The sequence below is a fragment of the Bradyrhizobium sp. TM233 genome (genome assembly GCF_036247965.1).
Lineage (GTDB): Bacteria > Pseudomonadota > Alphaproteobacteria > Rhizobiales > Xanthobacteraceae > Bradyrhizobium > Bradyrhizobium ottawaense.
The window spans coordinates 126907-144482 of the sequence record NZ_BTIG01000015.1 but is presented as its reverse complement, the minus strand read 5'-3'; the positions used below and the strand labels follow the sequence as shown (position 1 = coordinate 144482).

Annotated in this window: 18 protein-coding genes; 12 read left to right on the top strand and 6 right to left on the bottom strand. The window is 65.1% G+C overall.

What is annotated here, in order from left to right; all coding sequences use genetic code 11:
• The first annotated feature begins 224 nt into the window (after window positions 1–224).
• The 9 genes from AABA86_RS26220 (at window position 225) to AABA86_RS26180 (ending at window position 8567) form a co-directional block, all read left to right on the top strand.
• Window positions 225–422 carry a YodC family protein gene (locus AABA86_RS26220; RefSeq protein ID WP_212249281.1) on the top strand — a complete coding sequence of 66 codons (198 nt, stop codon included), beginning with the start codon at window positions 225–227 and terminating at the stop codon, window positions 420–422.
• Window positions 423–961: 539 nt separating this feature from the next.
• Window positions 962–3883: a monovalent cation/H+ antiporter subunit A gene (locus AABA86_RS26215; protein WP_338308920.1), complete on the top strand. Its 2922-nt coding sequence runs from the start codon at window positions 962–964 to the stop codon at window positions 3881–3883.
• The gene (locus tag AABA86_RS26210) at window positions 3883–4224 is read left to right on the top strand and encodes a Na+/H+ antiporter subunit C (protein WP_212249279.1); all 342 of its coding nucleotides are present in this window, start codon (window positions 3883–3885) and stop codon (window positions 4222–4224) included. The genes AABA86_RS26215 and AABA86_RS26210 overlap by 1 nt, the downstream gene beginning before the upstream one ends.
• Entirely contained in the window at window positions 4221–5843 is a 1623-nt protein-coding gene (locus AABA86_RS26205; protein WP_338308919.1) for a monovalent cation/H+ antiporter subunit D, read from the top strand. The genes AABA86_RS26210 and AABA86_RS26205 overlap by 4 nt, the downstream gene beginning before the upstream one ends.
• A complete protein-coding gene (locus tag AABA86_RS26200) occupies window positions 5840–6328 on the top strand; it encodes a Na+/H+ antiporter subunit E (RefSeq protein WP_338308918.1) in 489 nt (162 codons plus the stop codon). Before AABA86_RS26205 ends, AABA86_RS26200 begins: the two co-directional genes overlap by 4 nt.
• Complete coding sequence (locus AABA86_RS26195) at window positions 6325–6606, top strand: K+/H+ antiporter subunit F (protein ID WP_338308917.1); 282 nt, start codon at window positions 6325–6327, stop codon at window positions 6604–6606. Before AABA86_RS26200 ends, AABA86_RS26195 begins: the two co-directional genes overlap by 4 nt.
• A complete protein-coding gene (mnhG, locus tag AABA86_RS26190; protein WP_338308916.1) occupies window positions 6603–6953 on the top strand; it encodes a monovalent cation/H(+) antiporter subunit G in 351 nt (116 codons plus the stop codon). Before AABA86_RS26195 ends, mnhG begins: the two co-directional genes overlap by 4 nt.
• A 357-nt stretch (window positions 6954–7310) precedes the next feature.
• Window positions 7311–7481: a hypothetical protein gene (locus tag AABA86_RS26185; RefSeq protein ID WP_154694107.1), complete on the top strand. Its 171-nt coding sequence runs from the start codon at window positions 7311–7313 to the stop codon at window positions 7479–7481.
• Between the two features lie 183 nt (window positions 7482–7664).
• Window positions 7665–8567, top strand: coding sequence for a universal stress protein (locus AABA86_RS26180; protein ID WP_338308915.1), 903 nt, complete (start codon window positions 7665–7667; stop codon window positions 8565–8567).
• A 54-nt stretch (window positions 8568–8621) separates the two neighbouring features.
• Here the strand turns inward: AABA86_RS26180 and AABA86_RS26175 are convergent, their stop codons facing one another.
• The 6 genes from AABA86_RS26175 to AABA86_RS26150 all read right to left on the bottom strand — a co-directional run bounded on the left by AABA86_RS26175 (window position 8622) and on the right by AABA86_RS26150 (window position 12533).
• On the bottom strand, window positions 8622–8798 hold the full coding sequence (locus tag AABA86_RS26175) for a hypothetical protein (protein WP_162832244.1): 177 nt from the start codon (window positions 8796–8798) through the stop codon (window positions 8622–8624).
• 149 nt (window positions 8799–8947) lie between these two features.
• The gene (locus AABA86_RS26170) at window positions 8948–9718 is read right to left on the bottom strand and encodes a sulfite exporter TauE/SafE family protein (RefSeq protein ID WP_338308914.1); all 771 of its coding nucleotides are present in this window, start codon (window positions 9716–9718) and stop codon (window positions 8948–8950) included.
• On the bottom strand, window positions 9715–10983 hold the full coding sequence (locus AABA86_RS26165) for a CCA tRNA nucleotidyltransferase (RefSeq protein ID WP_338308913.1): 1269 nt from the start codon (window positions 10981–10983) through the stop codon (window positions 9715–9717). Before AABA86_RS26165 ends, AABA86_RS26170 begins: the two co-directional genes overlap by 4 nt.
• A gap of 10 nt (window positions 10984–10993) precedes the next feature.
• Complete coding sequence (locus AABA86_RS26160) at window positions 10994–11257, bottom strand: DUF6111 family protein (RefSeq protein ID WP_338308912.1); 264 nt, start codon at window positions 11255–11257, stop codon at window positions 10994–10996.
• Window positions 11254–11925: a CoA pyrophosphatase gene (locus AABA86_RS26155; protein WP_212249270.1), complete on the bottom strand. Its 672-nt coding sequence runs from the start codon at window positions 11923–11925 to the stop codon at window positions 11254–11256. Before AABA86_RS26155 ends, AABA86_RS26160 begins: the two co-directional genes overlap by 4 nt.
• Entirely contained in the window at window positions 11922–12533 is a 612-nt protein-coding gene (locus tag AABA86_RS26150; protein WP_338308911.1) for a DUF1285 domain-containing protein, read from the bottom strand. Before AABA86_RS26150 ends, AABA86_RS26155 begins: the two co-directional genes overlap by 4 nt.
• 295 nt (window positions 12534–12828) lie before the next feature.
• Here AABA86_RS26150 and AABA86_RS26145 point away from each other — a divergent pair, with 295 nt between their 5' ends.
• From AABA86_RS26145 to AABA86_RS26135, 3 genes are read left to right on the top strand one after another with little or no spacing between them, the layout of a single operon-like run.
• Window positions 12829–13827, top strand: coding sequence for an AAA family ATPase (locus tag AABA86_RS26145; RefSeq protein WP_018323293.1), 999 nt, complete (start codon window positions 12829–12831; stop codon window positions 13825–13827).
• Entirely contained in the window at window positions 13827–14771 is a 945-nt protein-coding gene (locus AABA86_RS26140) for a DUF58 domain-containing protein (protein ID WP_038972158.1), read from the top strand. The genes AABA86_RS26145 and AABA86_RS26140 overlap by 1 nt, the downstream gene beginning before the upstream one ends.
• Complete coding sequence (locus tag AABA86_RS26135; protein ID WP_338308910.1) at window positions 14768–17572, top strand: DUF4159 domain-containing protein; 2805 nt, start codon at window positions 14768–14770, stop codon at window positions 17570–17572. The genes AABA86_RS26140 and AABA86_RS26135 overlap by 4 nt, the downstream gene beginning before the upstream one ends.
• The last annotated feature ends 4 nt before the right edge of the window (window positions 17573–17576 follow it).

Below are 17576 nucleotides of genomic sequence, written 5' to 3'. Positions count from 1 at the left end.
GCTTACGGATTTTTCGAATCGGCATGGCTTCGTCGGGCAAAACAGGGGTATGATGCCATCGTCGACGCTTGCGATGAGCGCCCTGAAGTGGCCTTCCGGCACCGAGACTTGATGCATCGGACAGCGCAGCCCGTCTCGAGCTCCTCTCCCGGCGGCCTCCGTTTTCCGCGTGTCATGACAAGTTGCTAGCCTCCTCGGGGTCGATCAACTCGAAAGGACAATCCATGGAATTGAAAGCCGGCGATGTCGTGATGCTGAAATCCGGGGGCCAGCCGCTGACCGTCGCTGAGGTGAAGGAGGACGGGGTGCTCTGCCTCTGGATGGGCATGGAAGGCGACCTGTTCCGCGAGACGCTGCCGCTGGCCACGCTCGTGCAGGTGGAAGAGGATGACGAAGACGAGGACGAAGACGACGAGGAGTAGGCACGCCTAAGACCGCATCCTAGTCAGGCTGGAGCGCTCCGCTCCGGCGCACCTGATGTCCGCTTCTCTGCCAATAACGGCGCAATAGCGGACATCGCCAGATGTCGTGAAAGTCCAAAGGCCTTTGTAGGCGGCTCGTCTGATTTCGAATCATGCTGGGGCGCACGTCGCTGCAGGCGATCATTCGCTCTCCAGCAGACAGGGGCGACAGTTTGACGCGACTGTGAGCCGCAATTTTGGACCGCGGTGGATATAGTCGAACGCAGCATCCACGCGCACCTGCGATGGAACAATCGAACGTTCCGGCAGATAGCGTGACACCGCTCCGAATTTCCACCACGTCGAGATGAGAGGCTGGCGCACATCGCGCTCCGGGGCTTCTATGCTTTGCGCGGCGCTCTCGCGGCCGCAGTTTCCGCCCGCTCAAGTCGGCACCATCGCGAAAATCTAGCAGTAGAGATATCCGCCTGCGTCGGCTAAGCAATTGAGGACCAGCGGACGACCTCTCGCCACCTCGCAGTTTGGGGCAATGAACGCAAATGTTCCTCCTTGCCGTTCTCGTCCTTCCTTTCGCCGGAAGCTGCATTGCCGCCCTCTTGCAGGTCAATGCGCGCAACGCCGAGGCATGGCTCGCCGGAGGAGTTGCACTCGCCGCGTTCGGCCTCATCGCCACGGCTTATCCCGATGTCGCGAATGGTGGCGTCATCGGGTGGCGAACGGAGTGGGTGCCCGAACTCGGACTCGCGTTTGCGCTGAGACTTGATGGCTTCGCGTGGGCCTTCGCAATGCTGGTCACCGGAATTGGCTTTCTGGTGGTGCTGTATGCCCGCTACTATATGTCGCCCAGCGATCCCGTTCCGCGCTTCTTTTCCTTCCTGCTCGCGTTCATGGGCGCAATGCTGGGGATCGTATTCTCCGGCAACCTGTTGCAACTGGTTTTCTTCTGGGAACTGACCAGCCTGTTTTCGTTCTTGCTGATCAGCTACTGGCATCACAATTCGGCTGCAAGGGACGGCGCACGAATGGCGCTGGTGATCACTTCGACCGGCGGACTTTGCCTCTTCGCCGGCGTGCTGCTGATCGGTCACATCGTAGGCAGCTATGACCTGGACAAGGTGCTCGCTTCCGGAGACGCGATCCGTTCGCACGCGCTCTATGTCCCTGCACTCGTGCTGATCCTGCTCGGCGCGCTGACCAAGAGCGCTCAATTTCCGTTCCATTTTTGGCTGCCGCACGCGATGGCGGCTCCGACGCCCGTATCCGCTTATCTCCATTCGGCAACGATGGTGAAGGCCGGCGTGTTTCTTTTGGTCAGGCTCTGGCCGGCCCTGGGCGGATCGAACGAATGGTTATGGCTGGTGGGATCGGCTGGTTTGATCACCTTTCTCTTGGGCGCATTTCTCGCGGTGTTCCAGCAGGATTTGAAGGGGCTGCTGGCCTACTCGACGATCAGCCATCTCGGCTTGATCACGCTCCTGACCGGACTGGATACGCCGTTCGGGCAGATCGCAGCGATCTTCCACATCATGAACCATGCCACGTTCAAGGCATCGCTGTTCATGGCCGCGGGCATCATCGATCACGAAACCGGCACTCGCGACATTCGCCGCTTGAGCGGTCTCTGGGCGTTCATGCCGATCACGGCGACTCTGGCCATGGTCGCCGCCGGGTCGATGGCCGGTGTGCCGCTGCTGAATGGATTCCTCTCGAAAGAGATGTTCTTCGCCGAAACGATCGAGATTCACGACAACTCGCTGGTCGATCGAGCGCTTCCCTATATCGTCACCGCCGCGAGCACTTTCAGCGTGGCCTATTCGCTCCGGTTCATTCGCGACGTGTTCTTCGGCCCGCCCCCCGTCGGCCTCCCACGCACGCCTCACGAGCCCCCGCTCCTGATGCGACTTCCGGCCGAGCTTCTCGTGCTCGCATGTATCGTCGTGGGCATCGCCCCCGCGTTAACCGTTGCACCTATCCTCGATACCGCTGCTGGAGCAGTTCTCGGTTCCAGGATGCCGGAGTACAGCCTGAGAATATGGCATGGCTTTACCCCCGAGCTGCTGATGAGCATCCTGGCGATGGTGGGTGGGGTGGGCGTCTATGTGATGCTGCGCTCCTACCTCCTCGTCAACGAGGGGCCGCCCTTGCTCGGCCGCTTCAGCGGCAAGCAGATCTTTGACTGGATGATGGTGACGTTATCCTGGCGACTTGCACGCTGGCTGGCGAGTAAGCTCGGGACGAGACATCTCCAGCCACAGTTGAGGATCCTGGCCGGCGTGGCGTTCGTCGCTGCTCTGCTGCCACTCTATTCACGTGGCATCATGCTGGCGAATCCCCTAGCGGCCAAGTTTGACCTCGCCTTTGCATTGCTCTGGGCGGTGGGCGCTGCCTGCGCCATCGGCGCTGCGGTCCAGGCTAAATTCCATCGCGTCGTCGCGCTGATCCTGCTCGGGACTGCCGGTCTCGTGACCTGCGTCAGCTTCGTGTGGCTGTCCGCTCCCGATGTCGCGCTGACGCAGATCGTCGTCGAGACGGTGACGACGGTTCTCCTGTTGCTCGGCTTGCGATGGTTGCCGAAGCGCGTCGCACCGGTCGGCGCGAGCCAGGCCGCCGGCAGGATCCGATGGCACCGCGTGCGTGACTTCGCTATCGCGCTGTTCGCCGGCGTCGGGCTGGCCACGCTTGCGCTGGCAGTGATGCAGCACCCGGCTACGGACAGCATCTCGCGATACTTCGTCGAGAACGCGTACACGAAAGGTGGCGGAACCAACGTGGTCAACGTCATCCTGGTGGACTTCCGCGGATTCGATACGATGGGCGAGATCACGGTGCTCGCGGTCGTTGCTCTGACCGTCTACGCGCTCTTGCGCCGCTTCCGTCCGGCGCCCGAGAGCATTCCCGTTCCCGAACAGCAGCACGCGCAGGATAGCCACGACGAAGCGCATCCCGATCGACAGAAGGGAGACACTGCCAAGGATACAACGGAGACTGCGGCGCTGATGATGGGGCTGCTGTTTCCGGTGATCGGCGTCGTGGCGATCTTCCTGCTGTTGCGCGGACACGACCTTCCGGGCGGAGGCTTCGTGGCAGGCGTCGCAATGGCGACCGCATTCATCCTGCAGTACATGGCTCGCGGCACGGCATGGGTGGAAGCTCGTCTTCACGTCATGCCCGTGCGCTGGATGGGCTTCGGGCTCCTGTTGGCGGGGGGCACGGGGGCCGCCGCCTGCGTCTTCGGATACCCCTTCCTGACCTCGTACTTTGCGTATGCCGAGCTGCCTCTGGTCGGCCGTGTCCCGATGGCCAGCGCCTTCCTTTTCGACATCGGCGTGTTCTCGCTCGTGGTCGGTGCCACGGTGCTGATGCTCATCGCAATCGCGCATCAATCGTTGCGTCGCTACGGAGGTCCACTCCAGACCGGCCAGCGCTTGCCCGGCGAGCGGTCGAAGGAGGAACTGGTCTGATGGAGCTCGTGCTGGCGATCGGTATCGGTACGCTTGCGGCGTCCGGCGTGTGGCTGATCCTCCGGCCGCGCACGTTTCAAGTCATCGTCGGGCTGTCGTTGCTCTCTTACGCCGTCAATCTCTTCATCGTGACCGTGGGGCGGGTGCGGAGCGGGGCTCCGGTGCTTATCGCAAAGGAGATCGGCGATGTCGCCAAGCATGCTGATCCGCTCCCGCAGGCGCTGGTGCTGACTGCAATCGTGATCAGTTTCGCGACCACCGCTCTGTTCCTGGTGGTTCTGCTCGCATCGCGCGGCCTGGCACGGACCGATCATGTGGACGGTCAGGAGCCGGAAGCGTGAGCGGCGCTGCAAGTCTGGTCATCGCGCCAATCCTCCTGCCTTTGCTGGCTGGTGCCGGCATGCTGCTGCTCAACGGAGAAAGACACCGGGCCATCGTGGCAGGCCTCAACGTCGCCGGAACCGTCGCACTCGTTTGCATCGCGGTGATTTTGCTCGGAATGTCCGATGCGGGAACCAGGGAAGTCTATCGTCTGGGCAATTGGCCTGCTCCGTTCGGAATCGTCCTCGTTCTCGATCGGCTGTCCGCCCTCATGCTGCTCCTGACCAACGTCCTGGCGCTGGCCTCGGCGGTGTTCTCCCTCGCCCGCTGGCACCGGGCAGGCGCGCATTTCCATTCCCTGTTTCAATTCCTGCTGATGGGCCTCAACGGCGCCTTCCTCACCGGCGATCTTTTCAACCTGTTCGTGTTCTTCGAGCTGTTGCTGGCGGCATCATACGGCCTTCTGCTGCACGGTTCCGGCATTGCACGGGTGAAGGCGGGGCTGCATTACATCGTCGTGAACCTGGCGGCGTCGCTGTTGTTTCTGATCGGGGTCAGCCTGATCTACGGCGTCACCGGGACGCTCAACATGGCAGATCTCGCGGCAAGAGTGCCCGCCATCGCCGCCGAGAGCCGGGGCTTGCTCGAAGCAGGTGCGGGCGTGCTGGCGGTCGCCTTCCTGCTCAAGGCCGGAATGTGGCCTCTGAGCTTCTGGCTCCCGACGGCCTACGCAGCCGCAAGTCCGCCGGTGGCGTCGATCTTTGCGATCATGACGAAGGTCGGCGTGTATGTCTTACTCCGTCTGTCGCTTTTGCTTTTCGGCGAAGGCGCCGGCGCATCGGCCGGCTTCGGCAGCGACTGGTTATTGTGGGGCGGCTTGGCGACGACCCTATTCGGAGCGATTGGCACGTTGGCATCGCAGGATACCGCACGCCTCGGCGGCTTTTCGGTGCTCGTATCCTCCGGAACGGTGCTCGCTGCCACGGGGATGGGACAGGTCGGCATCACCAGTGCAGCGCTCTTTTACCTGGTCAGCTCGACGCTCGGCATCAGCGCCTTCTTCCTTCTCGTCGAGCTCATCGAACGCGGCCGCGAACCTGGAGCGGACATGATCGCCGTCACCCGGGAAGCCTATGGAGAAGAGGACGAGACAGACGAAGCGGAAGAGGACGTCGGCACCGCCATCGTAGCCACGATGGGCTTACTCGGCGTCGCTTTCATCGGCTGTGCGCTGGTCATCGCCGGGCTGCCTCCGCTGTCCGGCTTCATCGCTAAATTCGCGCTGCTCGCGGCGGCGCTCAATCCGGCAGAAACGCATCAAAACGGCGCCGTTCCGGGCAGCGGATGGGCGCTTCTCGTCGTGCTGATCTTCTCTGGTTTCGCGACGTTGGTCGCGATGGCCCGCGCGGGAATCCGCATCTTCTGGGCCTCGCCCGATCGCACCGTGCCGCGCGTGCGCGTGATCGAGATGGCGCCGATCGTGTTCCTGTTGACCATCTGCGCCGCCCAGACGGTCCTGGCCGGTCCCGTGATCCGTTTCATGCAGGCCACGGCACAATCTCTGCACGCGCCGGCGGGCTACGTCAGCGACGTCCTGGAGGCCGCCCCCCAAGGCAGCCGAAAAGCGGAGGGCAAATGACCCGCTTCCTGCCCTATCCGATCGTGAGCTTCTGCCTGCTCGCATTGTGGCTTCTGCTCAATCAAGCAGTGTCGTTCGGGCACATCCTGCTCGGCTGTGTCATCGCGATCGTCGGCGGGCGGATCCTCACCGTGCTGGAGTTACCGAGCGTGCGGGTCAGACGCCCCCGCGTCATTCTGCGACTGTTGGGGCTGGTAGCGGTCGACATCGTCCGCTCCAATCTGGCGGTTGGACAGACCGTTCTCGGTTTTGGACGGCGACAGCGAACGTCGGGGTTCGTGAAAATTCCCCTCGACATGCGCAGCCCGTACGGGCTGGCCTCATTGGCTTGCATCATCACGTCGACCCCCGGAACGCTGTGGGTGAATTTCGACGCTCAGAAGGGTTCGTTGATGATCCATGTTCTGGACCTCGTCGATGAAGACGAGTGGATCCGCACGATCAAGGACCGCTACGAACGTCGTCTGCTGGAGATATTCGAATGAGCCAGCTCATGCTGACCTACTCGCTCAATGCCGCGCAAGGGCTGCTGGGGTTGGCGATCGGCTGCGGCGCTTTCCGCATCTTTCTCGGGCCGCGGGCACAGGATCGCGTCCTGGGCTTCGACACGTTGTCCGTGAACGCGATGTTGTTGCTTCTGACGTTCGGGATTCGATCCGGCGAAGCGCTTTATTTCGAGGCGGCTCTGGCCATGGCGCTGTTCGGCTTCGTCGCGACGGTTGCACTGGCCAAGTTTCTGCTCCGCGGCGAGGTGATCGAATGAACGGCATCGAACAATTGCCACCCTGGGCTGCGGTTTTCACGGCAGTCCTTCTGCTCACTGGCGCGGCCGTCACGCTGGTCGGTTCGCTCGGCCTGTTGCGTCTCGGCACATTTTACGAGCGGGTTCATGCGCCGACGCTGGGGACGACGCTCGGCACCGTCTTCATCGCGGCCGCTTCGATGGTCTACTTCTCGGTCCTGCAGAGCAGGCCGGTGTTGCACGAAATCCTGATTGTAGGGCTTGGCGTCGTGACCACCCCTATCGCGCTGACTGTGCTGGTCGGTGCAGCCCGATTCCGCGATACCGCCGAACAAAGTGCGCCGGCGCGCGAACCAGAGAATAATTAGGGCGAAGCACACGACCACGCGCTGATTGCAGGCGGCTCTGCGGATCGGCCAAGGCCGGCTAAATGTCGCATTTGATTCTCGCGGCGAATGCCTACGTCTAGTGCGTGGATGATGCTGAGCTGCGCGCGAGTTCGCCGCAACCTTCAGCCGGCCGTGCGACCGGAGCAACTGGCTCGGCGTTCGGCACGCGCGGCGTTTCCGAGGGGCGAGGCTTCAGACACGCCATCAATGCGGGATGCCGCTCGGAAATCGGCCGCATCCCAAACAGAGGCCGTGATGACCAAAGTGCTACGAGATCGAATTCAGGGGAACCGGCTGCAGATCGGCCGGTGACCCGGGCGATTGCGGATCGCCCGGGTGCGGCAACTCGACGATTCCAAACCAAGCCGGGAGTTCCTCATGTCGGTATTTTCAGCGCTGCTCGTCCTGACCTCGTGGATGATGTTCATCTGGATTTGCGATCCCGACGGATTCCGCGCGGCATTTGCGCGCCGTCCGCCGCCGATTCCTCGCGATCCGAAAAGGTGACGTTGGAGGGTGCTTTGTCACCTTCTGCCGCCCTGTACACCATTTGCTTTTGACCGCGACGCGTTACCGCGCGCCGCAGCTCGCGGCGCGTCCGCGCGTTCGCGGGCTGCTTCCTAGCCAATCGAATTACCACCGCTGGCACGAAATCGACCTGCCATCGTTGGCCAATATGAGGGTCCTGACATGATCATCGTCGCTGCGACGGATTTCTCCACGCGCTCCCATCGCGCGCTCCGGCAAGCAGGCCTTCTGGCTCGCTCCCGCCGTGCCGAGCTGCACCTTGTTCACGTCGTTGATGAAGACCAGCCGGCCGATCTGGTCCGCATGGAAGAGCGGGAGGCACAACGGGTGCTGGTGGAGCAGATCGGGTCCATGCCCGAGCTGCATGACGCTCGCTGCTATCCGACCGTCGTCAAGGGCCATCCCTTCGACGGGATATTGCGCGCGGCCGCAGCAGTCGGCGCAGATCTCATCGTGATGGGCGGCCATCGCAAGCAATTTCTGCGCGATATCTTTACAGGGACCACCATCGAACGTGTCATTCGCGGAGGAAAATATCCCGTTCTGATGGTGAACAACGAGGCCCAGCGGCGCTATGAACGTGTTCTGGTGCCGGTCGACATGTCAGAAACATCGGCTGAAGCAATCCGCATCGGCCTGTCCACCGGACTTCTGGAAGAAGACGGAGCGACGCTTCTTCACGCCTTCTCGCCGATGGCCAAGACGCGATTGATCAGCTCTGGGGCTAGCTCGGCCGTCATCACCGGATATGTCGAGAGCGAACGTCACAGGGCAATGGAGGAACTGACAAGTTTTCTGGTGACCAACGAGTTCGGCACGCGGCGATGGTCTCTTCGCGTCGGCCAAGGCGGACCCATGCAGATCATCACCCGTGCCGTCGAGGAGAAGCGGCCCGACATGCTCGTGATGGGTACGCACGGCCGATCCGGATTGCTTCGGGCGTTGATCGGGAGCGTAACGGAGGAAGTCCTGCGCTCGCTGAACGTGGACGTCCTGGTCGTCCCTCCCGCCAGCCCCAAGCTCGGGATGGCGAAGGAGGCAGCCGCGTCCGAACCGAAGGCGTGAGGCGTGCCGTGGCTCATCCCCGTGCCGTTCACAGGGCCGAGAGGGGCGCCGAACCTAGCGGCGTCGTCGTTCGGCGTCGCGGGCAGCCAACCTTGGTGCGGTTCGTTTGTTCGGACTCCGGGTGATTTTCAGCGGATCACTGGCTGGAAACGTCTGCTGCAATTGTCGATCGAGTTCCTCGTCGAGCTCACGCTTCTCCCGCTGCTCCGGCGTCTCGTACTGCTTGGGCATAGCCTAATCTCCACGTCTGGCACTTGGCTACCAACCAGGTCTGCCACCAGGATTGTGACGCCAAAGTCCAGAGTCAACGCAATGAAGCGAAAGGTGTTGCGTTCAAGCTTCAACGATATTCAGACGAGTCCTCGGCACTGAAGGAGCAGCTACCCGATCAGTTGCCTCGCAGCTGCCGAGATCATCACCAGCCCGCCCGTGATCACCGCGACGTCGAGGATCGCGGCGTGGATGTGCACCGGCATCCGCTCGACGAAAGCCTTAGCGAGGAACGCGCCGGGGATCGCGATCGCGCCGATCAGCAGCGCGAAGGCCAGCACCTGCGCGGTGACGGCGCCGGCGAGGCCGAACACCGAGAGCTTGATCAGGCCGGTGCCGAGCGAGATCATCGCGTCGGTCGCGATCACGGCGGCGCCCTCGAGGCCTGCGGCCATCAGCAGCGAGAGCAGGATCACGCCGGAGCCCGAGGTGCCGCCGACCAGCACGCCGTAGCCGACGGAGCCGGCGGCAAGGCCGGCGTCGCCGATCCGCACCTGTCGGCGGCGAAGCACGCGGCGCAGCGGCACGCTGAGGATCAGCATGGAGCCGATCACGAGCGCCGCGCCGGCGTTGGTGAGACGCGTATAGCCGTAGGCGCCGAGCGCGGTCGTCAGCGCCGCGCAGGCGAGCACGATCAACGCACGACGGCGGTCGGCGTAGCGCAAGTAAGCAACGGCGCGGCTGGAATTGGTGAAGAGTGCGGAGATCGCGATGATCGGCACCACGGGCTCGGCGCCCACCAGCGGCACCAGCACCAGCGGCATCAGGGCGCCGGTGCCGTAACCGGCGAGACCACCGATGATCGAAGCAAACAACGCCATCATTGCTACCAGCAGGAGCTGAAAGACCGAGATGTCGGCGAAGCCTGAGACGATGGTCAATTTCTCTCATCGCGGCTGATTCGTGCCGCAGCTTGATCGGCGATGGCACCGAGTGCGGCTTCCTCTAAGGGAAAATCCGCCGCAAGCCAAGCGTCCTCGGCAAGCGTCAACACATGTCCGAGCGCGGGCCCTTCCGCCAGACCGCGCGCGATGAAATCGGCGGCCTTCAGCGGAAATTTCGGTGCGGTCCAGCGCTGCGGCAGTTCTGCGAGCGCGCGCCAGCGCATCGAGGTGACGTCGCCGCCGGCCCGCGCCCAGCCCAGCAACACGCGATCGTGATAGCGCTCGGGGCCGAGCCGATAGAGCAGCCGCCGCGCATTAGCCTCGTCCTTGGCGGCGAAACGCCACCAGCGGTGGCCCATCGAATCCAGTGCCTTGGTCTCGGCATTGGAGAGCCGCAAGCGCGCGGCAACGCGTTTGGCATCTTCGGTCACCGCGACCGTCAGCGCGGCCAGGCGCCGCGTGCTGCTGGCGGCGAGGCCGAGCTCGCGCTCGATCGCGATCATCGCCGACAGCGGCCCGGTATAGGCAACGCCGCCGATCAGCGCTTGCAGCAATCCGCCCTCGGCCATGGCCAACGCGGCCGCGGATGCGCCGCCGGCCATCAGCAGTTTCAGCATCTCCATGCGCACCCGCTCGGCCGAGAGGCTGGCGAGGCCCGCACGCCCCCGAATGCAGGCGAGATAGCCGTCGCGGTCGGGATCGCCGGCACCGAAGGCGGCATGGATGCGGAAGAAGCGCAGGATGCGCAAATAATCCTCGGCGATGCGCTGGCCGGGATCGCCGATGAAGCGCACGCGACGCGCCCTGGCATCCGCGATGCCGCCGACGTGGTCGTAGACGACGCCGCGCGCATCGACCGACAGGCCGTTCATGGTGAAATCGCGCCGCTCGGCGTCCTTGACCCAGTCGCGGCCGAACGCGACCTTGGCCTTGCGGCCGAAGGTTTCGGTGTCCTCGCGCAGCGTCGTGACTTCATAGGGGTGGCTGTCGATCACCAGCGTGACGGTGCCGTGATCGATGCCGGTCGGCACGCTCTTGATGCCGGCAGCCTTGGCGCGCCGGATCACCTCCTCCGGCCGCGCGGTGGTCGCGATGTCGATGTCGCCGGGCTGAAGACCGAGCAGCGCGTTGCGCACGGCGCCGCCGACCACCCGCGCCTCCTCTCCGTCGACATTGAGCAATTGCAGAACGCGCGCGGTCCCGCCTGCGGTCAGCCAGGGCGCATCGGCAAGAATCGGTGCAAGGTGCGGCTCCGCGCTCATCGTGCTGCCCCTATTTTTCCACGCCCGGCACCAGCCGGCCGTTCTCGATATGGGCGGGTACGTAGGTCGAATCCGGGGCGGCGCCGGAGAAATGCGCAAAGCCGATCAGCCCCGCAATCACCAGCACCAGCGCTGCCAGGACGAGGCGGGCGACGATGGTGACCGGCCACGACGATCGCGCGAACAGGCCGGACCGCGTCGCGGCCAGGAACAGCGCGTAGACGGCAAAGGGAATGAGGAAGATTCCGATCTCGGTCAGAATCGGCCGGATCATGACGAATAGATCCGCTCGTACAGCACACGCAGCATGCCCGCCGTCGCGCCCCAGATGTAGCGTTCCGCGAACGGCATCGCGTAGTAGAACCGCTCCATGCCGCGGAATTCCTTGCTGTGCACCTGATGGTTCACCGGGTTCATCAGGAAGGATAGCGGCACCTCGAACGCATCATCAACCTCGGAATGGTTGATGGCGAGTTCGAAGCCGGGCCTGACCCTGGCGACCGTCGGCAGGATGCGGAAGCCGAAGGCGGTGCCGTAGAGATCGAGATAGCCGATCGGCTCGACGAAGTCTCTGGACAGCCCGACTTCCTCCTCGGCCTCGCGCAGCGCCGCGTCGAGCGGCGAGGAATCGGTGGCGTCGATCTTGCCGCCGGGGAAAGCGATCTGGCCGGCATGGTCGTTGAGATGGGCCGAGCGCTGCGTCAAGAGGATGGTCGGCTCGGGATGATCGACCACCGCGATCAGGACCGCCGCGGGGCGCACCGGCTGCTCGCGGGCGACGATCTCGAGCATCTTGTCGGTGCCGGGATCGCCCGAGGCGGGAATGATGTTCGGATCGTAGAGGCCGAGTGGAACGTCGAAGCCGAGCTTCGCCTTCGAGCGGGCGAAGAAATCCGCCGCGCCGAACGCGACCGGATCGCTTTTCAGGATAGGCTTGTTCAAAGCGCGGCCCTCACCTCGTCCGCATCGGCCATGGCGAAGAATTCGCCTGATGATTCGACGCCGAACATCGGCTGGCCATCGACCATCCGCTCCTCGCCCATGTCAACCAGATCGTAATAGAGCGCCCTTGTGACCTTGGCCCAGAGCTCGGCCCGAACATGCAGATAAGGCGTCAGCCCGCCGTCTTTGGCCTGCTCGAAGCGCAGCCGGTGCGCGGCATCGCAGGTGACCCAGTCGTCGACATTGGTGCGGAAGCGCAGCACGCGATGGTTGCCTTCGCCGTCCTTCTGCATCTCGACCGCCATGAAGGGCGCATCGTCGACGCGGATACCGACCTTCTCCACCGGCGTGACCAGGAAATGCTTGTCGCCCTCGCGCTTGAGGATGGTCGAAAACAGCCGGACCAGAGCAGGGCGCCCGATTGGCGTCCCCAAGTAGAACCAAGTACCATCGGAGGCGATTCGGATGTCGAGATCGCCGCAAAACGGCGGATTCCACAGATGCACCGGAGGCAGACCCCTCTTGGCGCCTTCGGCATTGGCAGCACTTTTGGCGGCGGCAGTCAGCCCCTCAAGACCGCGATCGGCGCTCTGCCCTTGGTTCGCCATGGTTTGCCCTGACTTTGTCCTCTGGCACGATTGGTGCAGGTCTACTTGTACGTCTACGTTGTAATCGGGTGCGCGGTTCCACCCCGGATTAGTCCGGTGTGGGAGGTCGCCACTTCGTGATGCCCTACATAACCCGAAGCCGATAAGGTGGGGATAGGTTAATTCAACGAATACATGGCCTTCCTGCAAGTCTAGCATAGGCCCATGAGTGACGTGATGATCTGACGTGATGATCCGTGATGTGGTGATGTGACGACGCAAGCAAGCGGCGCGGCAGGCTGAAGGAGCTAAACGGATGGCGGAGAGTGTCGAGAAACTCGAGGACGGGATCGTTCGTTCGGCCGAGCAGGTGTCGAGCCAGATTCGCGCGGCGAAGGATGCGATCGCGTCCGTGATCTTCGGCCAGGATCGCGTGATCGAGAACACGCTGGTCACCATCCTCTCCGGCGGCCATGCGCTGCTGATCGGCGTGCCCGGCCTTGCCAAAACCAAGCTGGTCGAGACCCTGGGCGTGACTCTCGGTCTCGATGCCAAGCGCATCCAGTTCACGCCCGACCTGATGCCGTCGGACATTCTCGGCGCCGAAGTGCTCGACGAGAGCACCGCCGGCAGGCGCGCCTTCCGCTTCATCGCAGGTCCGGTGTTCGCGCAGCTCTTGATGGCCGACGAGATCAACCGCGCCAGCCCGCGCACGCAGTCGGCGCTGCTGCAGGCGATGCAGGAGCAGCACATCACCGTGGCCGGCGCGCGCCACGATCTGCCGAAGCCTTTCCACGTGCTGGCGACGCAAAACCCGCTGGAGCAGGAAGGCACCTATCCGCTGCCCGAAGCGCAGCTCGACCGCTTCCTGATGGAGATCGACGTCGACTATCCCGATCGCGACGCCGAACGCCGCATCCTGTTCGAGACCACCGGCGCCGAGGAGACGCTGGCGAGGGGGTCGATGACGGCGGACGCGCTGATCACGGCGCAGCGGCTGATCCGGCGCCTGCCGGTCGGCGATTCCGTGGTGGAAGCGATCCTGTCGCTGGTCCGCTCGGCCCGTCCCGGTCCGGACGCCGGCGAAGCCGGCAAGTTCATCGCCTGGGGCCCCGGCCCGCGCGCCAGCCAATCCTTGATGCTGGCCGTGCGCGCGCGCGCGCTGATCGACGGACGCCTGGCGCCGTCGGTCGACGACGTGCTCGACCTCGCCGAGCCCGTGCTGAAGCACCGCATGGCGCTGACGTTCCAGGCGCGCGCCGAGGGCCGCACGATTCCGGACGTGATCCGGCAATTGAAGACACGGATCGGTTGATGGCAGCGGAGAACGGGCACACAGCGAAGGAGATCATCGCGATCCGACGTGCCGATGGCGAAAGCCGCACGCTCGCAGCTTCCTTGCCGCGCTTGGTGCTCGAGGCCCGCCGTATCGCCGCCAACGTCATCCACGGCCTGCACGGAAGGCGCCGCGCCGGCTCCGGCGAGAATTTTTGGCAATACCGCCGCTTCGTCTCCGGCGAGCCGGCGCAGAACGTGGACTGGCGCCGCTCGGCGCGCGACGACCATCTGTATGTCCGCGAGCTCGAATGGGAAGCCTCGCACACGGTGTGGATCTGGCCGGACCGCTCGCCGTCGATGGCGTTCGCCTCGAAGACCGCGCGCGAGTCCAAGCTCGAGCGCACGCTGATCGTCGCCTTCGCGCTGGCCGAGCTGCTGGTGTCCGGCGGCGAGCGCGTCGGCATTCCCGGCCTGATGGCGCCGACCGCGAGCCGCAGCGTGATCGACAAGATGGCGCAGGCGATGCTGCATGACGACGCCGACCGCCTCAGCCTGCCGCCGTCCTTTGTGCCGGCGGCGCTGGCCGAGATCATCGTGCTGTCGGATTTCTGGTCGCCGATCGCGGAGATCAAGACGACGCTCACAGGCCTCTCCGGCTCCGGCGCGCATGGCACCATGGTGCAAATCGTCGATCCCGCCGAAGAGTCGTTCCCCTATTCCGGCCGCGTCGAGTTCGTCGAGCCCGAAGGCTTCGGCGTGATCACCGCCGGCCGCGCCGAGAGCTGGGCGCAGGATTACACCGCGCGGCTCGCGCTGCACCGCGACCAGATCCGCGCCGAGACGAACAAGCTGGACTGGCTGTTCACCACGCACGCCACCGACCGCTCCGCCGCCGAGCTGCTGCTGTTCCTGCATGCCGGCATGCAGGTGAGCAAATCGGGCGCCCGCACCACGACGATCAAGGTGGGGCCGGCCGCATGATGGGACTGCCGCTCGCCTTCACTGAACCGCTGCTCCTGATCGGCCTCGTCAGCCTGCCCGTGCTGTGGTGGCTGCTCCGCGTGATGCCGCCGCGGCCGCGCCGCATCGAGTTTCCGCCGACGCGCCTGTTGTTCGACATCGCCCCGCGGGAGGAGACGCCCTCACGGACGCCGTGGTGGCTGACCGCATTGCGTCTCCTGGCAGCGGCTCTGGTCATTTTCGCGGCTGCCGGCCCGATCTGGAATCCGCAAGTTGGCGCAGCCGACAGCAAGGCGCCGCTGATGATCATGCTCGACGACGGCTGGAGCGCCGCGTCGCACTGGGACGTCAGGATCAGGGCCGCCGACGAGCTGATCGCCAATGCCGAAAACGACCGCCGCGCCATCGCGCTGGTGCCGCTATCCGAGCCGAACCGCGACATCACCCTGATGCCGGCGGGCGCGGCGCGCGTCGCGCTGCGTCAGCTCGCGCCAAAGCCCTATTCGATCGACCGCGTCGAGACGCTGGCCGCGGTCGATCGCTTCCTGAAAGCCACCGGCGACTGCGAGATCGCCTGGCTGTCCGACGGCGTCGACACCGGCCGCGGCGAGGACTTCGTCGCTGGCCTCGGCAAGACCGTCGGCGATCGCAGCCTGACCATATTCGAAGGCGGCACCTCCTCACCGCTGGCGCTGGTCGCGGCCGAGAACGCCGCGGCAAAGATGATGGTGAAGGTGCTGCGCACCGACAGCGGCATCGCCATGGGCACCGTGCGCGCGCTGGACCAGAAGGCCTCGCCGATCGGAGAGGCCCGCTATACGTTCGGTCCGCAGGACAAGGAGACCGACGCGGCGTTCGATCTGCCGGTCGAGCTGCGCAACGACATCACGCGGCTCGAGATCTCGGGCGAGCGCTCCGCCGGCGCGGTGCAGCTGCTCGACAAGCGCTGGCGCCGCCGCGCCATCGGCATCGTCTCGGGGGCGACCAGCGAGACCGCGCAGCCGCTGCTGGCGCCGACCTTCTATCTCACCCGCGCGCTGGCGCCGTTCGCCGACGTCAGGCTCGCCGACAAGGGCTCGCCGCAGCAGGGCATCACACAATTTTTGGACCAGAAACTGCCGATGATCATCCTTGCTGATGTCGGCACCATCGCGCCGGAGCTGCGCGAGCGCCTCAATGCCTGGGTCGACCAGGGCGGCGTGCTGGTGCGCTTCGCCGGCCCCCGGCTGGCGCAGGCCGAGGACGACCTCGTGCCGGTCAAGCTGCGCAAGGGCGGCCGCACGCTCGGCGGCAGCCTGACCTGGGAGAAGCCGCAACATCTTGCGACCTTCGCGGCCGACGGCCCGTTTGCCGGCGTCGCCGTTCCCAAGGACGTCACCGTGAGCCGCCAGGTGCTGGCCGAGCCCGATGCCGTGCTCGCCACCAAGAGCTGGGCCTCGCTGGAAGACGGCACGCCGCTGGTCACCGGCGAGCATCGCGGCAAGGGTCTCGTCAGCCTGTTCCACGTCAGCGCCGACATGCGCTGGTCCGATCTGCCGATGTCGGGCACCTTCGTCGAAATGCTGCGGCGGGTCGTCGACATGTCCGGCTACACGTCAAAGCCAGGCCCAGGCGTTGCCAGCGAAGCGACCACCGAGACGGTGGCGCCGCTGCACATCCTCGACGGTTTTGGCGCGTTCGGCCCGCCGCCGGCGACCGCAAAGCCGCTGCCCGCGGATTACCGCGACCGCGCCACGTCAGATCATCCGCCGGGCTTCTATGGCCCGGCCGAAGGACCGCTCGCCGTGAACACGCTTGCCAGCGCCGACCGCATCGCCGCGCTCAACACCGCGAGCCTGCGCGCCCGGCACGCCACCTACACCAATGCCGAGCCGCAGGATCTGCGCGGCTGGCTGCTGTCGACGGCGCTCGCGCTGTTCCTGGTCGACGCCATCATCGTCGCGGTGCTCGGCGGCGGGATCGCCGCGCTGCTGCGCCGCCGCGCCGCGCCCGCGATGATCGTGCTTGGCCTGCTGTTCGCCTCGCTCTCGCCCGCGCCGTCACGCGCCGACAGCGCCGCGGACGATTTCGCGATGAAGGCGACGTCGCAGACCCGCCTCGCCTATGTCGTGACAGGCAATGCCGACGTCGATTCCATCGTCAGGGCCGGCATGTCCGGACTGACGCTGTTCCTGGCACAGCGCACCGCGCTCGAGGCCGGCGATCCCGTCGGCATCGACCCCGCGCGCGACGAGCTCGCCTTCTTCCCGCTGATCTATTGGCCGATCGTGCCGGGCGCGCCCAAGCCGCCGCAGGACGCCATCAACAAGATCGACGCCTACATGAAGCAGGGCGGCACCGTGCTGTTCGACACCCGCGACGCGATCGAAGCGCCACCCGGCGCCAACGGCGCCGCGCAGACCCCGGGTATGCAGACGCTGCGCGAGATCCTGTCGTCGCTCGACGTGCCCGAGCTCGAGCCGGTGCCGCGCGAGCACGTGCTGACCAAGACCTTCTACCTGCTGCGCGACTTCCCCGGCCGCTTCGTCACCGGCCAGACCTGGGTCGAGACCCTGCCGCGCGACGAGGACGAGGACAGCGCGCAGCGGCCGGCGCGGGGCGGCGACGGCGTCTCGCCGATCATCATCACCTCGAACGACCTTGCCGGCGCCTGGGCCGTGCGGCCCGACGGCCAGGCCATGCTGCCGGTGACCGGCGGCGACACCCGCCAGCGCGAATTCGCCTACCGCGCCGGCGCCAACATCGTGATGTACACGCTGACCGGCAATTACAAGGCCGACCAGGTGCACGCTCCGGCGCTGATCGAACGGCTGGGGCAATAGGATC

Coding starts and splice junctions, on each gene's coding strand:
- AABA86_RS26220 (WP_212249281.1), top strand. CDS start 225: ATGGAATTGAAAGCCGGCGATGTCGTGATGCTGAAATCCGGGGGCCAG.
- AABA86_RS26215 (WP_338308920.1), top strand. CDS start 962: ATGTTCCTCCTTGCCGTTCTCGTCCTTCCTTTCGCCGGAAGCTGCATT.
- AABA86_RS26210 (WP_212249279.1), top strand. CDS start 3,883: ATGGAGCTCGTGCTGGCGATCGGTATCGGTACGCTTGCGGCGTCCGGC.
- AABA86_RS26200 (WP_338308918.1), top strand. CDS start 5,840: ATGACCCGCTTCCTGCCCTATCCGATCGTGAGCTTCTGCCTGCTCGCA.
- AABA86_RS26195 (WP_338308917.1), top strand. CDS start 6,325: ATGAGCCAGCTCATGCTGACCTACTCGCTCAATGCCGCGCAAGGGCTG.
- mnhG (WP_338308916.1), top strand. CDS start 6,603: ATGAACGGCATCGAACAATTGCCACCCTGGGCTGCGGTTTTCACGGCA.
- AABA86_RS26180 (WP_338308915.1), top strand. CDS start 7,665: ATGATCATCGTCGCTGCGACGGATTTCTCCACGCGCTCCCATCGCGCG.
- AABA86_RS26175 (WP_162832244.1), bottom strand. CDS start 8,798: ATGCCCAAGCAGTACGAGACGCCGGAGCAGCGGGAGAAGCGTGAGCTC.
- AABA86_RS26165 (WP_338308913.1), bottom strand. CDS start 10,983: ATGAGCGCGGAGCCGCACCTTGCACCGATTCTTGCCGATGCGCCCTGG.
- AABA86_RS26160 (WP_338308912.1), bottom strand. CDS start 11,257: ATGATCCGGCCGATTCTGACCGAGATCGGAATCTTCCTCATTCCCTTT.
- AABA86_RS26150 (WP_338308911.1), bottom strand. CDS start 12,533: ATGGCGAACCAAGGGCAGAGCGCCGATCGCGGTCTTGAGGGGCTGACT.
- AABA86_RS26145 (WP_018323293.1), top strand. CDS start 12,829: ATGGCGGAGAGTGTCGAGAAACTCGAGGACGGGATCGTTCGTTCGGCC.
- AABA86_RS26140 (WP_038972158.1), top strand. CDS start 13,827: ATGGCAGCGGAGAACGGGCACACAGCGAAGGAGATCATCGCGATCCGA.
- AABA86_RS26135 (WP_338308910.1), top strand. CDS start 14,768: ATGATGGGACTGCCGCTCGCCTTCACTGAACCGCTGCTCCTGATCGGC.